The 15,835-nt window shown below is 64.1% G+C and carries 15 protein-coding genes; 8 read left to right on the forward strand and 7 right to left on the reverse strand.

Annotated features, from left to right (window positions below; genetic code table 11):
• A partial coding sequence (locus tag QMZ05_RS29850; RefSeq protein WP_353704015.1) for a hypothetical protein occupies positions 1-246 on the forward strand: 246 nt, incomplete at its 5' end.
• 115 nt (positions 247-361) lie between these two features.
• On the opposite strand, the gene QMZ05_RS29855 is transcribed toward QMZ05_RS29850, so the two are convergent.
• Both QMZ05_RS29855 and ettA read right to left on the reverse strand, forming a co-directional pair.
• Entirely contained in the window at positions 362-946 is a 585-nt protein-coding gene (locus QMZ05_RS29855) for a TIGR00645 family protein (protein ID WP_074128031.1), read from the reverse strand.
• A 165-nt stretch (positions 947-1,111) separates the two neighbouring features.
• On the reverse strand, positions 1,112-2,761 hold the full coding sequence (gene ettA, locus QMZ05_RS29860) for an energy-dependent translational throttle protein EttA (RefSeq protein ID WP_353704016.1): 1,650 nt from the start codon (positions 2,759-2,761) through the stop codon (positions 1,112-1,114).
• Between the two features lie 274 nt (positions 2,762-3,035).
• Between ettA and QMZ05_RS29865 the strand changes: the two genes are divergently transcribed.
• Positions 3,036-3,278 carry a hypothetical protein gene (locus QMZ05_RS29865; protein ID WP_279709602.1) on the forward strand — a complete coding sequence of 81 codons (243 nt, stop codon included), beginning with the start codon at positions 3,036-3,038 and terminating at the stop codon, positions 3,276-3,278.
• A gap of 123 nt (positions 3,279-3,401) precedes the next feature.
• Positions 3,402-4,364, forward strand: a complete 963-nt coding sequence (locus tag QMZ05_RS29870) for a D-2-hydroxyacid dehydrogenase family protein (RefSeq protein ID WP_353704017.1) — start codon at positions 3,402-3,404, stop codon at positions 4,362-4,364.
• 120 nt (positions 4,365-4,484) lie between these two features.
• Here the strand turns inward: QMZ05_RS29870 and QMZ05_RS29875 are convergent, their stop codons facing one another.
• Both QMZ05_RS29875 and QMZ05_RS29880 read right to left on the reverse strand, forming a co-directional pair.
• Positions 4,485-5,252: a DUF4336 domain-containing protein gene (locus QMZ05_RS29875; RefSeq protein WP_353704018.1), complete on the reverse strand. Its 768-nt coding sequence runs from the start codon at positions 5,250-5,252 to the stop codon at positions 4,485-4,487.
• Between the two features lie 101 nt (positions 5,253-5,353).
• The gene (locus QMZ05_RS29880; protein ID WP_353704019.1) at positions 5,354-6,598 is read right to left on the reverse strand and encodes a L,D-transpeptidase family protein; all 1,245 of its coding nucleotides are present in this window, start codon (positions 6,596-6,598) and stop codon (positions 5,354-5,356) included.
• A gap of 328 nt (positions 6,599-6,926) precedes the next feature.
• On the opposite strand from QMZ05_RS29880, the gene QMZ05_RS29885 reads away from it, so the two are divergent.
• Complete coding sequence (locus tag QMZ05_RS29885) at positions 6,927-7,772, forward strand: hypothetical protein (RefSeq protein WP_353704020.1); 846 nt, start codon at positions 6,927-6,929, stop codon at positions 7,770-7,772.
• Between the two features lie 225 nt (positions 7,773-7,997).
• On the opposite strand, the gene sseA is transcribed toward QMZ05_RS29885, so the two are convergent.
• The 3 genes from sseA to QMZ05_RS29900 all read right to left on the reverse strand — a co-directional run bounded on the left by sseA (position 7,998) and on the right by QMZ05_RS29900 (position 10,700).
• Entirely contained in the window at positions 7,998-8,855 is an 858-nt protein-coding gene (gene sseA / locus QMZ05_RS29890; protein ID WP_353704021.1) for a 3-mercaptopyruvate sulfurtransferase, read from the reverse strand.
• Positions 8,856-8,989: 134 nt separating this feature from the next.
• Positions 8,990-9,403 carry a rhodanese-like domain-containing protein gene (locus QMZ05_RS29895; RefSeq protein WP_050422006.1) on the reverse strand — a complete coding sequence of 138 codons (414 nt, stop codon included), beginning with the start codon at positions 9,401-9,403 and terminating at the stop codon, positions 8,990-8,992.
• A 121-nt stretch (positions 9,404-9,524) separates the two neighbouring features.
• Entirely contained in the window at positions 9,525-10,700 is a 1,176-nt protein-coding gene (locus tag QMZ05_RS29900; RefSeq protein WP_050632069.1) for a VWA domain-containing protein, read from the reverse strand.
• 182 nt (positions 10,701-10,882) lie between these two features.
• Between QMZ05_RS29900 and QMZ05_RS29905 the strand changes: the two genes are divergently transcribed.
• The 4 genes from QMZ05_RS29905 to QMZ05_RS29920 all read left to right on the forward strand — a co-directional run bounded on the left by QMZ05_RS29905 (position 10,883) and on the right by QMZ05_RS29920 (position 15,688).
• Positions 10,883-12,781, forward strand: a complete 1,899-nt coding sequence (locus tag QMZ05_RS29905) for a diguanylate cyclase (protein WP_353704022.1) — start codon at positions 10,883-10,885, stop codon at positions 12,779-12,781.
• Positions 12,782-12,914: 133 nt separating this feature from the next.
• Complete coding sequence (locus QMZ05_RS29910; protein WP_050422003.1) at positions 12,915-13,160, forward strand: GlsB/YeaQ/YmgE family stress response membrane protein; 246 nt, start codon at positions 12,915-12,917, stop codon at positions 13,158-13,160.
• Positions 13,161-13,253: 93 nt separating this feature from the next.
• Positions 13,254-14,096 carry a MoxR family ATPase gene (locus QMZ05_RS29915; protein ID WP_028334810.1) on the forward strand — a complete coding sequence of 281 codons (843 nt, stop codon included), beginning with the start codon at positions 13,254-13,256 and terminating at the stop codon, positions 14,094-14,096.
• Between the two features lie 89 nt (positions 14,097-14,185).
• Complete coding sequence (locus tag QMZ05_RS29920) at positions 14,186-15,688, forward strand: NAD(P)/FAD-dependent oxidoreductase (RefSeq protein WP_353704023.1); 1,503 nt, start codon at positions 14,186-14,188, stop codon at positions 15,686-15,688.
• Positions 15,689-15,835: the final 147 nt, after the last annotated feature.

Below are 15,835 nucleotides of genomic sequence, written 5' to 3' on the forward strand. Positions count from 1 at the left end.
ACCAACCCCGCGTTCAGGCGGATCGACAGCGTCGTGGTGACCTGGATCGCCGCCATCGCGGCCGGAACCATCTACGGTGCAATCGTCAGGCTGCCGACCTTGCTGGGTTGGCTGGTGCTGTTTGGCGTCTGGCAGAGCGCGTTCATCCTTGCCATGGCCCGCGGATTTCCGCGCGGCGCGGCGCAGATCCCCGAATGGCTCGGCCGATCCGCGCCGGCCTTGTTCGGCTCACGCGCGGCGCGGTGACGCCGCGCCGTTGGTCCCGAAGCCGATGAGAGCAGGTTGAATTGTCATCGCGCTCTAGCTCTTTGTTCGAGCATGATCTTTTCGGAAAACCGCTTCGCACTTTTCCGGATCATGCTCAGTGCCCGGACTGCTGCTTGGCGCCCTCGATCGAATCGTTCGACAACTTGTCGACGATGGCAATGCCGATCGCCGACAGGATGAAGACGCAGTGGATGATGGTCTGCCACATCACGCCGGTCTCGGTGTAGTTGCCCTTGCCTGACGACAGCGCACCGGCCTCGATGAAGGTGCGCAGCAGATGGATCGAGGAGATGCCGATGATCGCCATCGCCAGCTTGATCTTCAGCACGCTGGCATTGACGTGGCTGAGCCATTCCGGCTCGTCGGGATGTCCCTGCAGATTGAGGCGCGACACGAAGGTCTCGTAGCCGCCGACGATCACCATCACCAGCAGGTTCGAGATCATGACGACGTCGATCAGGCCGAGGACGGCCAGCATGATCTGCTGCTCGCTGAAATCGAAGGCATGGGCGAACAGGTGCCACAGTTCCTTCAGGAACAGCACCACATAAACGCCCTGGGCGATGATCAGCCCGACATAGAGCGGCAATTGCAGCCAGCGCGATCCGAAGATCAGCATGGGAACGGGACGCAGCGAGCGGCCCTTCAGAGGGGCACGCGCGTCGGAAACAGCGGACATGTTGGAGTGCTCGCGGAATTGAAATTGCGGAGCGCTCTATCTACGCAATCCCGCGCGCTTGAAAAGCGACAACTGGCCGCAGATTGCGCCGCGATGCCGTCACGATCCTGCAAACAAGGAACAGTCGAACGCGGCACGATTGCCGCGCTCGACCGCTCGAACCGATCAGCGCGTCAGCTTCTTGTACTTCACGCGATGCGGAATGATGCTGTCCTGGCCGAGCCGGCGCATCTTGTCCTTTTCGTAATCCTGGAAGTTGCCCTCGAACCATTCGACATGGCTGTCGCCCTCGAAGGCCAGGATGTGGGTCGCGATGCGGTCGAGGAACCAGCGATCATGGCTGATGATGACGGCGCAACCGGCAAAATCCTCCAGCGCCTCTTCCAGCGCGCGCAGCGTGTCGACGTCGAGATCGTTGGTCGGTTCGTCGAGCAGCAGCACGTTGGCGCCCGACTTCAGCATCTTGGCGAGATGCACGCGGTTGCGCTCACCGCCGGACAGCGCGCCGACCTTCTTCTGCTGGTCGGCACCCTTGAAGTTGAACGCCGAGCAATAGCCGCGTGAATTGACTTCCTTCTTGCCGAGCAGGATCAGCTCATTGCCGCCGGAGATCTCCTCCCACACGGTCTTGTTGCCCTCGAGCGCGTCGCGCGACTGGTCGACGTAGCCGAGATGCACGGTCTCGCCGACCGTGATGGTGCCCTTGTCCGGCGTCTCCTGCTCGGTGATCATCTTGAACAGCGTGGTCTTGCCGGCGCCGTTCGCGCCGATCACGCCGACGATGCCGCCGGGCGGCAGCTTGAAGGTGAGATCGTCGATCAGCAGCCGATCGCCAAAGCCCTTGCTGAGGCCTTCGAAGTCGACGACGTTGGCGCCGAGCCGCTCGGCGACCGGGATGATGATCTGCGCGGTCTGGGTCTGCTTCTCGCTCGCCTTCTTGAGCAGCTCCTCATAGCGCTGATAGCGCGCCTTCGACTTGGCCTGGCGGGCCTTCGGGGAGGACGCGACCCATTCCTGCTCGCGCGCCAGCGTCTTCTGGTGGGCGGCGTCTTCGCGGCCCTCCTGCTCGAGCCGCTTCTGTTTCTGCACCAGCCAGGACGAGTAGTTGCCCTCGTAGGGAATGCCGCGGCCGCGGTCGAGCTCGAGGATCCACCCCGTGACGTTGTCGAGGAAGTAGCGATCGTGGGTCACGATCAGGATCGCGCCGGGATAATTGCGCAGATGGCCTTCCAGCCACGACACCGACTCGGCGTCGAGATGGTTGGTCGGTTCGTCCAGCAGCAGCAATTCCGGCTGGTCGAGCAGCAGGCGGCACAGCGCGACGCGGCGGCGTTCACCGCCCGACAGTTTCGTGACATCGGCATCGTCGGGCGGGCAGCGCAGCGCATCCATCGCCTGGTCGACCTTGCTGTCGAGATCCCACAGGCCCTGCGCCTCGATCTCGTCCTGCAGCTTGGTCATCTCGTCGGCGGTCTCGTCCGAATAGTTGACGGCGAGTTCGTTGTAGCGGTCGAGGATCGCCTTCTGCTTGGCGACGCCCTGCATGACGTTTTCGCGGACCGAGAGGTTTGCGTCGAGGTGCGGCTCCTGCTCAAGATAGCCGACGCGGGCGCCCTCGGCGACCCAAGCCTCACCATTATACTCTTTGTCGAGACCGGCCATGATCTTGAGCAGCGTCGACTTGCCCGAGCCGTTGACGCCGAGCACGCCGATCTTGGCGTCCGGGTAGAAGCTCAGATGGATGTTATCGAGCACCTTGCGGGTCGGGTACGCCTTGGTCAGACCCTGCATGAAATAGATGAACTGGCGAGCCATCCGCTGTCCCTGGAATTGATCCGATTTAGAGGAAATTTTGCTGCCGCCGATGTAACGGCCGGCCCCCGAAAGCGCAACCGCGGGGCCGGCGTTTTCCATCCGTTCACCACGTTCTGTCCATTGGCCACGGGTGATTACGGGTTCGACACCATGTGAGCGCCGAATCACGACAATTGAAACCATCTTTTAATAAATCAGGCCAAAACTCGTCTGCAACGCCGAAAAACGGCGATTTTCGCGGCAGAACCGCGACTAAAACAGTTGAGGCCACGTCATGGCTACCATCATTTCAGCACCGCTTTCGCGCCCGGTGACCAAATCCGAGGCGACGCTGTTCGCCGAATTCCGCGCCTTCTGGCGGGCCTTCGCCGCCAAGGCTTTCAATCCCTACCGGCCGGAACTGCACTATATGCGCGGCCCAGGCCCGGCCTGCCGCGCCAAGCAGATGGCGCTGTCGCCTGCGGTCCGGTCGATGCTCGCCGATATCCGCACCGCGAAGACGCGCAAGCCGTCCTGAGCTTTGTAGCAATCGCCGCTTTTTGAAACCGCGGCCGCTTGCGCGCCTGCCGATTGCGCGCGACCATTGGGGATCTCGACGGTCGATTTTCTGCCGTTGCCCTCACCCTGAATGGACCTTCCGATGACGCGGCTCCGCTGTGCAATCCTCGACGACTATTTCGACATCGCGCTGTCGCTGGCCGACTGGCCACAGGTCGAGGATCGCGTCGAGGTCACGGTGTTCGACAAGCCGTTCGCGAGCGAAGCCGAAGCAGCCGGTCAGCTGAAGGATTTCGAAATCATCTGCGCGATGCGCGAGCGCACGGCGTTCCCGAAGAGCCTGTTCGATGCGCTGCCCAAGCTGAAGCTCCTGATCACGTCGGGCATGCGCAACGCCGCGATTGATATGGACGCCGCCAAGGCGCGCCAGGTGGTGCTGTGCGGCACCCAATATAGCCAGGATCCCACCGCGCCGCTGACCATGGGGCTGATCCTGGAATTGACCCGCGGCATCGGCCGCGAGAATGCGCGGATGCATGCTGGCGAGCCGTGGCAGACCTTTGCCGGCACCGAGATCGAGGGCAAGACGCTCGGCATCATCGGCCTCGGCAAGCTCGGCAGCAAGGTCGCCGGCATGGCCAAGGTGTTCGGCATGAACGTGATCGCCTGGAGCCCCAACCTGACGCCGGAGAAATGCAAGGAGGCCGGCGTCGGCTACGCCAGCAAGGACGAGCTGTTCGCCACATCAGACATCATCACCATCCATGTCGTGCTGAGCCCGCGCTCGCGCGGACTGGTCGGCGCGGCCGATCTCGCGCGCATGAAGCCGTCGGCTTATCTCGTCAACACCGCGCGCGGGCCGATCGTCGACGAAGACGCCCTCCTCGCAGCGCTGCGTAACAGGAAGATCGCAGGCGCCGGCATCGACGTGTTCTCCATCGAGCCGCTGCCGACAGATCACCCGCTGCGCAAGCTCGACAACGTCGTGATCACACCGCATCTCGGTTATGCAACGCGCGAGAGCTTGCAGGCGCACTATCAGCAGATGGTCGCCTGCATCGACGCCTTCACCAAAGGCAGCGAGCCGCCGCGGCGACTGGCCTGACCGCAGCATTCGCTGCGGCTAGAGCATGATCCGCAAAAGTGCGAAGCGGGTTTTCCGAAAAGATCATGCTTAAACAAGAATCTAAAGCGCGATGACGATTCAACCTGATCTCATCGCACTTTAGCCGAGCCAGCGGAAAGCGCGCTCGAGCTCGGCGCGGCCGTTCCGGTCGTACCACCGCCCATGGGCGAGGATGATCCGCTCCGGGTTCCATTCGATCATGCGGACGACGGCGGCCTGCAACGCGGCGCGCTCGCGCGAGAAGGTCAGCCGCATGTCGCGCGGCGTGCTGCCGTCCGGATCGCGCACGCCGCCGATCCAGGTCAGCAACCGCACCAATGGCGATCGAATGCGGTCCGCTTCAAAGTTCTCGATCAGGTCGGTCAGCAGCAAGGTCCGTGACTCCAAATGGAAGAACACGGTCTCCGTCATGTAGCTGCCGGCCACCGGAAGCGTCGCGATCCATTCATCCCACGGATAGCCCGACCGCGCCTCGAGCGGCTCGCCATCGAGAGCAAGCCGGCCGCCGGCCTGCTGCGCAATTCCGCGCGCAAGAAACACGCGCGCGTCGGGATAGGCCGCATGCCACTCAGGTATCCACCAATAGTGCAGGCGGTTCGGCCCGATGATCCAGCTCGGCACGCCGAGCGGCGCGATCTCGGCCTTGAGTTCATCCACCAGCGGGGTCGGCGAGTGAATGAAGAGCCGCGCACCCGGCAGACGAATGATCGTCGCGCGCGTCGGGAACGGCATCTCGAGCCAGCGCGGGCCAAACCGGATTACCGGCCCGTCGATGATCCATACATCGTCGGCGACCGGCTTCGGCGTGTTCAGCGGCGGATAGGTCAGGCGGGATTCGTGCCGAGATTCTTGCCGGGATTCTTGCATCGCATTGCCTCATAGCGGCAACGTCGAGACAGGCCTGCTCGTTGCAACAAAAAAGGCGCGCTGTTGGCGCGCCTTTTTCAATGATGAGTTTACCGGTTGGCCTAGCGCACCGTGACCGGCGCGGGCAGCGGCTGCACCGAAGTCGGCTGCGTGCCCGGCAGCGGCGCGGCCTGAGCCTGCGCGGGGGCCATCGGGTTCGCCGGCGCGGCGGATGCCGTCGTCGTTCCCGGCGGCGGGCCACCGGGCAGCACGACCACGCGGGTGCCGACCTTGGCGCGTTCAAACAGATCCGAGACGTCCTCGTTCAGCATGCCGATGCAGCCCGACGAGACGAACTTGCCGATGGTCGACGGCTGGTTGGTGCCGTGAATGCGGTACACGGTCGAGCCGAGATACATCGCGCGGGCGCCGAGCGGGTTGCCGGGTCCGCCGGCCATGAAGCGCGGCAGATAGGGCTGGCGCTCGATCATCTCGGTCGGCGGATGCCAGTCCGGCCACTCGGCCTTGCGGGTGATCTTCTGCACGCCGGTCCAGGTGAAGCCGTCGCGGCCAACGCGAACGCCGTAACGGACCGCCCGGCCATTGCCCAGGACGTAATAGAGGTAGGTGTTGGCCGTATCGACCACGATCGTGCCGGCCGGCTCCTTGGTCGCGAACGCCACTTCCTGGCGACGCAGATTCGGCGCCAGTTGGGCGGGGCCATCTTCCGGCTGCTCATCCGGCGGCAGCGCCGCGATCTGCACCGGCTTGCCATTGGCATCGACCGGCGCCTGCTGCTGCGGCACGGCTCCAGTCACGCCCTCCGGCGGACGCATGCCGCCACGGTCGTCGCCATAGGACACGCCGGCGGCGGGAACGCCATTGTCGCGGTTGGCCTGCTGCGCGCCGGGACGATCGCCATAGATCACCGGCGGCGGCCCCATCGGACGGCCATAGCGGGGATCATCGGGCGACATCACGGGGCCAGTCGGCGCACCGCGATCGGAATAGACCGGCTGCGAATTCATCGGGCGTCCGTAGCGCGGATCGTCCGGCGACATCACAGGACCAGACGGCGCACCACGATCGGAATAGGCCGGCGGAGCGTTCATCGGGCGGCCATAGCGCGGATCATCCGGCGACATCACCGGGCCCGGCGGCGGCAGCGCGGCCGAATTGCGCGGCGCGTCTTCATCGTCGTTGAGGGCGTCGAAGTCCGGCATGCTGCCCTGCGGATAGGGCTGGGGCGCCGTCGAATAGGCAGTGCCCTGGGGGGCCGGATAACCCTGCTGCGCATGCGCAAGCGAAGTTCCTGCCAGGCCGAGAGCCGTGGCAGCGCAAATCGTCAGAATGCGGTTGATCATCATTGCTCTATTATAGTCCCCAAGCCACACCGGACTGTTAACGGCCCAATGCAGGAAGATAGCGGCGCATTCAAGACAAATCCGCGAAATCCGGGCTATTTCGGGCATTTGTGATTTGCCGTCAACGCTGCGGCAAAGATGTCTCATGGGTCGGGATTGTTTGTCCACATGCCCAAAGTCATCAATCACCCGCATTTTGTAACAAACAGTCTCCGGGGGTTGCGATATCTTCGAATCGGCCTGATTCGCGTTCGCGACGCCGGCTTTCTTGTGTGGTCACCGCGTTCCCTCGACATCAAAGACCCTCCCGCAGAAGGGGGAACCCGCGCCCATGCTCCCCGGCCTTCGTTTCCTGTTCGCCGCGATCGTGCTGGCGATATCGCTCCTGGTGTTCGGGTTAGGGGCCGCCGCGCTGTTTCGCGCGGCGCATGAGGAATTCGCCAGTATTCCGGCCCGCCGGGCCCCGCCCGAGCCGCAGTTCGCGCAGCAGCCGGAGGCTCCGCCGGTGCTCGCCATGGTGCGAGTGGATCAACCCGCTGCGGACAAGGCGACGACGGACGTTCCCGCCCCTTCGACCGCGGCCGAACCGGCAGTGGCTGAACCGGCTGCTCCCGCGGAGGCCCCGCCTGCTGCCGAGCCGGAGAAGCTCGCCGCAGTGAAGGCGGATGACGCGCCGCCGCCCGCCTCCCTCAAGGTCGAACCTCCAGCCGTGGAGACGCCGGCAACGGCGCAATCCGCCGAGATCGCTCCGCAGCCTCCGACCCCAGATCCGTCGCCGGCATCGCAGCCGACAGCGGCCGCAGCCGAAGTGGCGCCGGCCGCTGCCGAACCCAAGGTCGCCGCCGTGGCCGATCCGCCCACCGCAACCAGCGAGCCCGCGCCCACAGCACCCGCACCAGCGGTGGTTGCGCCGGAGCCGGCACCGCCGCCGTCACCCGAGACCATCGCGGCCGAGACGAAGATCGCAACACTAGGCGGACCGGAAGTCGTCGTCGACACGCCGGCGGCGCCGAAGGCCACTGAGGCGAAGAAGCCGGAGCGCAATGCGGCCAGCAAGCCGGCCCATCGCAAGGAGCGGCGGCGGATCGTCCGCGCGCGGCCGGTGGTGCGGCAGGCCGTTCAGCAGCAGCTCGATCCGTTCGGCAATCCGACCCCGGTGCCGCTCACGCGGCGCTAAAGCCTGATGAGATTAGGTTGAGCTGGAACGGCGTCGAAAGTTCACCTCTCCCTTGGGAGAGGTCGATTTGCGCAGCAAATCGGGTGAGGGGGTTACGGTCTATCGAGAGAGCAAGAGCCCTCACCCGGATTGCTTCGCAATCCGACCTCTCCCCGCCGGGGAGAGGTGAAGCAAGACCGCGCCAAGCCGATTCAACCAAAACTCATCGCGCTTTAGGAGTATCGATCAAGCCGGCCCCGTCGCGATCGGCGGGCCGCTCGCCTGCCCCCATTCCGACCACGAACCGTCATACAGCGCGGTGTCGGTGACGCCGATCCGATAGAGCGCAAGCGTCAGCACGCCGGCCGAGACGCCCGAGCCGCAGCTCGTAATGATCGGCGCATCGAGCTTCACGCCGGCCCCAGTGAACGATTTGCGTAGATCGTCGAGCGGCTTCATCTCGCCGGTCGCGGCATCGAACAGCTGGCTGTAGGGCACGTTGCGGGCGCCCGGGATGTGGCCGGCACGGATGCCCGGCCGCGGCTCCGGCGCGCGGCCTTCGAAGCGATCGGCAGCGCGCGCATCGATCACCTGCTCTTTGCGGCTTTCGACATTGGCGATCATCTGCTCGATGCTGCGCACGCGCTTCGGATCATAGCTCGCCTTGAACGTCGCAGGCTTCGGCGTCACCTCGCCGCTCTCGACTGCCCTGCCCTCGGCGCGCCACTTCTTCAGACCGCCGTTGAGAATGCGCACGTTGCGATGGCCATAGGACAGGAACATCCACCAGGCGCGGGGGGCTGCGACCCAGCCGCCGGAATCATAGATCACGACGGTGTCGGCATTGCTGACGCCGAGGGCGCCGATGTCGCGGCCGAACTGCTCGGCGCTCGGAAACATGTGCGGCAGCGGATTGGAATGATCGGACACCGCATCGACGTCGAAGAACACCGCACCGGGCAGATGCGCGGCGAGGTAGTCATCCTTCGGCAGCGGCAGCACACCCGGCAGCTTGAAGGTCGCGTCGAGCAGTTTGACGTTGGCATCGCCGCGATGCGCGGCCAGCCATTCGGTCGAAACGAGCGGATCGTCGGTGGCGGTCATCATCATTCCTTCATGTCATTCCGGGGCACGCGAAGCGTGAACCGCAGATGCGCAATTGCGCATCGGGGAATCCAGAGGTTATCGCGCGAGATTCCGGGTTCGCGTCGCGCCCCGGAATGACGGAGAACGTACCTTCAGCCCTTCTTCTTCGGCTCCCACGCCTCGATCGGACCGCCGGCCTCGCGCCACGCGGCAAAGCCGCCGCCCATATGCGCGACCGGCTTCAGGCCCATGTCTTTTGCGGTCTTGGCGGCGAGTGCCGAGCGCAGGCCGCCGGCGCAGTGGAAGATGAACTTCTTGTCTTCCTGGAAGATCGGCTTGGCGTAGGGGCTGTTCGGATCGATCCAGAATTCCAGCATGCCGCGGGTGCAGGAGAACGCGCCGGGGATCTTGCCATCGCGCTCGATCTCGCGGGGATCGCGGATGTCGACGATCACGACGTCGTTCTTGCCGATCATCGTGATCGCATCGGCCGCGCTGATGGTCTCGATCTCGGCATTGGCCTCGTCGATCATCACCTTGATGCCGCGGTGGATGTTCTGGGGCATGGGGCTCTCCCTCTGTCTTTGTCTTTTGCCACCGTCATTCCGGACAGACGCGAAGCGGCTGATCCGGAATCTCGAGATTCCGGGTTCGATGCTTCGCATCGCCCCGGAATGACGGAAATTATTACCGCACCAGCTCCCGCATTGCGTTCTCCAGACCCTCGATCGTGATCGGATACATGCGCTCGGAGAACAGGCGGCGGATGATGGTGGTCGATTCCGAATAGTCCCAGTGCTTCTGCGCCACCGGATTGAGCCACACTGCGTGCGGATAGGTGCGGGTGATGCGATCGAGCCAGACCGAGCCGGCCTCTTCATTGACATGCTCGACCGAGCCGCCGGGGACCATGATCTCGTAAGGCGACATCGAGGCGTCGCCGACGAACACCACCTTATAGTCGTGCGGGTATTTGTGCAGCACGTCCCAGGTCGGCGTGCGATCGGTGAAGCGCCGCTTGTTCTGCTTCCAGACGCCTTCATAGAGGCAGTTGTGGAAGTAGAAATATTCCATGTGCTTGAATTCGCTCTTGGCGGCCGAGAACAGCTCCTCGACCTGCTCGATATGCGAGTCCATGGAACCGCCGATGTCGAAGAACACCAGCACCTTGACCGCGTTGCGCCGCTCGGGACGCATGTGCACGTCGAGATAGCCGTGGTTGGCGGTCTCCTTGATCGTGGTGTCGAGGTCGAGCTCGTCGGGCGCACCGGTACGCGCGAACTTGCGCAGCCGCCGCAGCGCGACCTTGATGTTGCGGATGCCGAGCTCGACATTACCGTCGAGGTCCTTGAACTCGCGCTTGTCCCACACCTTCACGGCGCGGTTGTTGCGGTTCTTCTCCTGCCCGATCCGCACGCCTTCGGGATTATAGCCATGGGCGCCGAACGGCGAGGTGCCGGCGGTGCCGATCCACTTGCTGCCGCCCTGGTGGCGGCCCTTCTGTTCCTCGAGCCGCTTCTTCAAGGTCTCCATGAGCTTGTCCCAGCCCATGGCCTCGATCTGCTTCTTCTCTTCCTCGGTGAGATATTTCTCGGCGAGCTTCTTCAGCCACTCCTCGGGGATCTCCGCCTTGCCCATGGCGTCGAGCAGGCTCTCGAGCCCCTTGAACACGGTGCCGAACACGCGGTCGAACTTGTCGAGATTGCGCTCGTCCTTCACCAGGGCGGCGCGCGACAAATAATAGAAGTTCTCGACCGTCTGCTCGGCGAGGTCGGCGTCGAGCGCTTCCATCAAGGTCAGATATTCCCGGAGCGTCACGGGGACCTGGGCGTCGCGCAGTGATGTGAAGAACTGAAGGAACATGGTTACTTAAATCGCCCGCCCTGCCGGTGCCGTCAAGGGCCCCTGCCCCGCCCGTTCCGGCGGATCAGCCATTCACTTTCACTTAACCACCCCGGCCAGCTTCGGCTCCCGGCGGCGAAACGTGACGTTAAGATGGGGCGTTGATCACTGGAAGCGGCACGACGCCAGTGGACCCGATCGACTTGCCCAACAGCACCGCCAAGCTGCCGAAACTGTTCTCGCCGACGGCGATCGTCGCCGCCGTGGTGACGGCGATGAGCATATTCGTGCTCGGTCTGCTGATCTGGAAGGCGGTCGAGGCGCGCACCACGGCCCTGTCGCAGGGCGAACGCGACATCCGCAACCTCACCCATTCGCTGGCGGAACACGCCTCCCATTCGGTGCAGGCGATCGATGTGTCCATGAACGCCATGGTCGACCTGCTGAAATACCAGAAGCCGCGCGTCGACCGCTTCAACGCGGCCTTGCGCAAGACCGCGGATGCGCTGCCGCAGATCAAGGAGATCGGCGTCATCGACCCCGACGGCAACCGGATCTACTCCTCGGCCGCGGAGCTGCCTGCGTACAACAATGCCGATCGCGGCTATTTCACCGGCCATCGCGACTCGACGGACACCTCGCTGCATATCAGCGAACCGTTGCAGTCGCGGCTGACCGGGCACCCGACCATCGTGCTGTCGCGACGCGTCACCAGGGAGGACGGCAGCTTCGGCGGGGTACTGTTCGCGACCATCGAAAGCAGCTACTTCGACAATTTCTACAGGGCGTTCAAATTCGGTCCGCACGCCGGAATTACCCTGCTGCGCCTCGACGGCGTCGTTCTGGCGCACTGGCCCGCGGGCAAGTGGAACACGGAGGTTTCCGCGGCCTTCAAGGCGCAGATCCAGCAGGACCGGACGGGCTATAGCAAGACCACGTCGCCGTTCGATGGACGCGTCAAGTTTCTCGGCTTCGAGCGCGCGTCGCAATATCCGATCGTGGTCACCGTCGCCTTGCCGGAAGCGCAGGTGCTCGCCGCATGGCATGAGGATCTGCGCAACGACCTGTTCGTTGCCGTCATTCTAATGGGAAGCGTCATCCTGTTCGCCATCCTGCTGGGCAAGGAGTTTGCCAAGCGGGCCAAGGTCGCGCGGACGCTCAGGGAGCGTGAGGCGCGCTACCGGCTGCTCGCCGACAACATCGCCGACGTCGTGATCCTGCTCGACCGCGACGGCCGCTTCCTGTTCGTGTCGCAGTCGGTCGAGACCATCCTCGGCCACAAGCCGGACGATCTGATCGACAAATCCTGTTTCGACTTCGTGCATCCCGATCACCTCGCCGACGTCGCCAAGGCGACATCGGAACTGACCAATTGGACCACCACCAAGACCGTCGAATTCAAGACCTTCCGCGCCGACGGGACCGAGGTCTGGGTCGAGATCAACTTCAAGCTTGCCGGGATTGCGGAAGACCATCACGCGATCGAGGTGGTCGGCGTGCTGCGCGACGTGACCGAACGCCGCAAGATGGAGGACGAGCTCAACGCGCTGAACGTCCGCCTGTCCGAGCTTGCGACCACCGACGGCCTGACTGCGCTCGCCAACCGCCGCAGCTTCGACAGCGCGTTGCCGCGCGAGTTCCGCGACCGCGAGGTGATCTCCCTGATCATGCTCGATATCGATCACTTCAAGGGCTTCAACGACACCCAGGGCCATCAGGCCGGCGACGAATGCCTGAGACGGGTGGCGCGCGTGATCGCCGATGCCACCACCAACACCACGGCCATGGCGGCGCGCTACGGCGGCGAGGAATTCGCGATCATCCTGCCCGGCGTCGGCGAAGAGGATGCGCAGAAGGTCGCCGAAGCGATGCGCCTCACGGTGCGATCGCTGGCGATCGCCAACCCGGCCGCGCGCCGCGGCGTGGTCTCGATCAGCCTCGGCATCGCCAGCCGATCGGCTGCGACTGCGAACGAGACCGAACTGCTCGGCCAGGCCGATCTCGCGCTCTATGAGGCGAAACGCAGGGGACGCGACTGCACGGTGCTGGCCTCGTCGCTCGCGGGTGACAGTCATTCCGCGGGGCGGAAACAGTACGCCTGACATACTATGCGCCAATTGCCGTTCTATGCGCCAAGTGCCGTTCAGGGTACCGCTGCGCTGCGGAATCCGCCCTAGACCGCCCGGCTTTTTCAATTACAATTGCGCCTGACAAGACAATGGGCAGGACGTTTGAATGGGCATCATTGCGGCACTGGTGATCGGTGCGATTGCCGGCTGGCTCGCGGGGCTGATCGTCCGCGGCGCGGGCTTCGGGCTGATCGGCAACATCGTGGTCGGCATCATCGGCGCGCTGGTGGCCGGCTGGCTGTTGCCGCAACTCGGCGTCAGCCTCGGCAGCGGCACGGTCCGCGACATCGTCAATGCGACGATCGGCGCTGTGGTCGTGCTGGTGATCCTGTCGCTGATCAGGCGGGTCTGATCGAACAATTTGCAGTTCCCACGGCCGCTGCGAGAGCGGTCGTTTCATGTTGAGGCCGAACCGGCCAACGAACGAAGCAAGGCAAAGAGATAGATGAAATTCACGGGTACCAAGGACTACGTCGCCACCGATGACCTCAAGGTCGCCGTCAATGCCGCCATCGTGCTCGAGCGCCCGCTGCTGGTGAAGGGCGAGCCCGGCACCGGCAAGACCGTGCTGGCCGAGGAAGTCGCCAAGGCGATCGATGCGCCGCTTCTGACCTGGCACATCAAGTCGACCACCAAGGCGCAGCAGGGCCTCTACGAATACGACGCGGTGTCGCGCCTGCGCGACAGCCAGCTCGGCGACGCGCGCGTGTCCGACATCAAGAACTACATCAAGCGCGGCAAGCTGTGGGAGGCCTTCACCAACGAGAAGCGCCCGGTGCTCCTGATCGACGAGATCGACAAGGCGGACATCGAATTCCCCAACGACCTCCTGCTCGAACTCGACCGCATGGAGTTCCACGTCTACGAGACCGGTGAGACCATCAAGGCGAAACTGCGCCCGATCGTGATGATCACGTCGAACAACGAGAAGGAACTGCCGGACGCATTCCTGCGCCGCTGCTTCTTCCACTACATCAAGTTCCCCGACACCGAGACGATGGGCAAGATCGTCGACGTGCACTTCCCCGGCATCAAGAAGCGCCTGGTGGAAGAGGCGCTGCGGATCTTCTTCGAGGTCCGCGAGGTTCCGGGCCTGAAGAAGAAGCCCTCGACCTCCGAGCTGCTCGACTGGCTCAAGCTGCTGCTCAACGAAGACATCACGCCGGAGATGCTCAGGGAGCGCGATCCGCGCAAGCTGATCCCGCCGCTGCATGGCGCGCTGCTCAAGAACGAGCAGGACGTGCATCTGTTCGAGCGGCTGGCGTTCCTCAGCCGCCGCGAAGTCTAGTTTCGATATCGGCAGGCGCCGGGGCGATGGCTCCGGCGTTTTGCTTCCATCGCTCAACAAACAACCAACAAACAAGAAGACCAGGGAAGATGAACGTCCAGACCCAGATCCGCGCCGCCGAGCCGGTCACCACAGAGCACTTCGACGTCCTGATCGCAGGCGCCGGCATCTCCGGCGTCGGCGCCGCCTACCACCTCACCACGCAATCCCCGGGCACCAGCTTCGTGGTGCTGGAGACGCAGAAGACCTTCGGCGGCACCTGGTCCACCCATCGCTATCCCGGCATCCGCTCCGACAGCGACCTGCACACCTTCGGCTATCGCTTCAAGCCGTGGACCAGCGCGCCGATCGCCAGTGCCGAAGAGATCCTGAAATACATGGGCGAGGTGATCGAGGAGAACGACCTCGCCCGCCACATCCGCTATCGCCACACCATCACCGCGGCGAAGTGGTCGAACGAGACCAATCTCTGGACCATCGATGCGACCCGCATCGACACCGGCGAGCGGCTGCGCTTCACCACCAACTTCTTCTGGATGTGCCAGGGCTATTACCGTCACGATGCGGGCTATACGCCCGAATGGACCGATATGGCGAAGTTCAAGGGCACGGTCGTGCATCCGCAGACCTGGCCGGACGACCTCGACTACAAGGGCAAGCGCGTGGTCGTGATCGGCTCCGGCGCCACTGCCGCGACGCTGATCCCGGCAATGGCGACGGACGCCGGCCATGTCACCATGCTGCAGCGGTCGCCGACCTATTTCCGCACCGGCCGCAACGCGATCGAGATCGCCGAGGAGCTGCGCAGGCTGCAGGTCGACGAGCACTGGATCCACGAGATCACCCGCCGCAAGATCCTGTTCGAGCAGGACGCCTTCACCAAGCGGACCTTCGCCGACCCCGAGGGCGCCAAGAAGGACCTGCTGGCGGCGGTCGAGGCCGTTCTCGGCAAGGACTACGACATCGCCACGCATTTCACGCCGAGCTACCGGCCGTGGCGGCAGCGCATCGCCTTCGTTCCGGATGCCGACCTGTTCCAGGCCATCAAGGGCGGCAAGGCCTCCGTCGTCACCGACGAGATCGAGCGCTTCACGGAGACGGGCATCCTGCTCAAGTCCGGCAAGGAGCTCGAGGCCGACATCATCATCACCGCGACTGGCTTCCACCTCTCCGCCAATGGCGGCATCGACTTCGCGATCGACGGCAAGCCGCTCGATTTCAAGGACACCGTGACCTATCGCGGCATGATGTTCACCGGCGTGCCGAACCTCGTCTGGGTGTTCGGCTATTTCCGCGCCAGCTGGACCTTGCGTGTCGACCTCGTCGCCGACTTCGTCTGCCGCATGCTCAAGCACATGAAGGCAACCGGCGTGAACAAGGTGACGCCGGCGCTGCGCCCCGAAGACCACAACATGCCGCTGCTGCCCTGGATCGATCCGGAGAACTTCAACCCCGGCTACATGATGCGCGGCATGCACCTGTTGCCGAAGCGCGGCGACAAGCCGGAGTGGCAGCACAACCAGGACTACTGGGCCGAGAAGGACGAATTCCCGGCGATCGACCTCGAGGACAAGGCGTTCGTCTACGGCTGAGCTGCCTTTCTCATCCGCTGTTGGTCCCGTCATCCTGAGGAGCGCGTAGCGCGTCTCGAAGGATGCACGGCCACCAGCCGGGCCGTCGACCCTTCGAGACGCGCTTCGCGCTCCTCAGGGTGACGGTGCGAGATACAGCGCGTCGAC

Origin of the sequence: Bradyrhizobium sp. INPA03-11B (genome assembly GCF_040446015.1) — a bacterium.
GTDB classification, from domain to species: domain Bacteria; phylum Pseudomonadota; class Alphaproteobacteria; order Rhizobiales; family Xanthobacteraceae; genus Bradyrhizobium; species Bradyrhizobium macuxiense_A.

What these genes read in the sequence shown, in the direction of transcription:
- QMZ05_RS29875 (WP_353704018.1), bottom strand. Translation starts at nt 5,252, where the DNA reads ATGCAAGAATCCCGGCAAGAATCTCGGCACGAATCCCGCCTGACCTAT.
- QMZ05_RS29885 (WP_353704020.1), top strand. Translation starts at nt 6,927, where the DNA reads ATGCTCCCCGGCCTTCGTTTCCTGTTCGCCGCGATCGTGCTGGCGATA.
- QMZ05_RS29855 (WP_074128031.1), bottom strand. Translation starts at nt 946, where the DNA reads ATGTCCGCTGTTTCCGACGCGCGTGCCCCTCTGAAGGGCCGCTCGCTG.
- QMZ05_RS29870 (WP_353704017.1), top strand. Translation starts at nt 3,402, where the DNA reads ATGACGCGGCTCCGCTGTGCAATCCTCGACGACTATTTCGACATCGCG.
- QMZ05_RS29865 (WP_279709602.1), top strand. Translation starts at nt 3,036, where the DNA reads ATGGCTACCATCATTTCAGCACCGCTTTCGCGCCCGGTGACCAAATCC.
- ettA (WP_353704016.1), bottom strand. Translation starts at nt 2,761, where the DNA reads ATGGCTCGCCAGTTCATCTATTTCATGCAGGGTCTGACCAAGGCGTAC.
- QMZ05_RS29920 (WP_353704023.1), top strand. Translation starts at nt 14,186, where the DNA reads ATGAACGTCCAGACCCAGATCCGCGCCGCCGAGCCGGTCACCACAGAG.
- QMZ05_RS29910 (WP_050422003.1), top strand. Translation starts at nt 12,915, where the DNA reads ATGGGCATCATTGCGGCACTGGTGATCGGTGCGATTGCCGGCTGGCTC.
- QMZ05_RS29895 (WP_050422006.1), bottom strand. Translation starts at nt 9,403, where the DNA reads ATGCCCCAGAACATCCACCGCGGCATCAAGGTGATGATCGACGAGGCC.
- sseA (WP_353704021.1), bottom strand. Translation starts at nt 8,855, where the DNA reads ATGACCGCCACCGACGATCCGCTCGTTTCGACCGAATGGCTGGCCGCG.
- QMZ05_RS29880 (WP_353704019.1), bottom strand. Translation starts at nt 6,598, where the DNA reads ATGATGATCAACCGCATTCTGACGATTTGCGCTGCCACGGCTCTCGGC.
- QMZ05_RS29900 (WP_050632069.1), bottom strand. Translation starts at nt 10,700, where the DNA reads ATGTTCCTTCAGTTCTTCACATCACTGCGCGACGCCCAGGTCCCCGTG.
- QMZ05_RS29915 (WP_028334810.1), top strand. Translation starts at nt 13,254, where the DNA reads ATGAAATTCACGGGTACCAAGGACTACGTCGCCACCGATGACCTCAAG.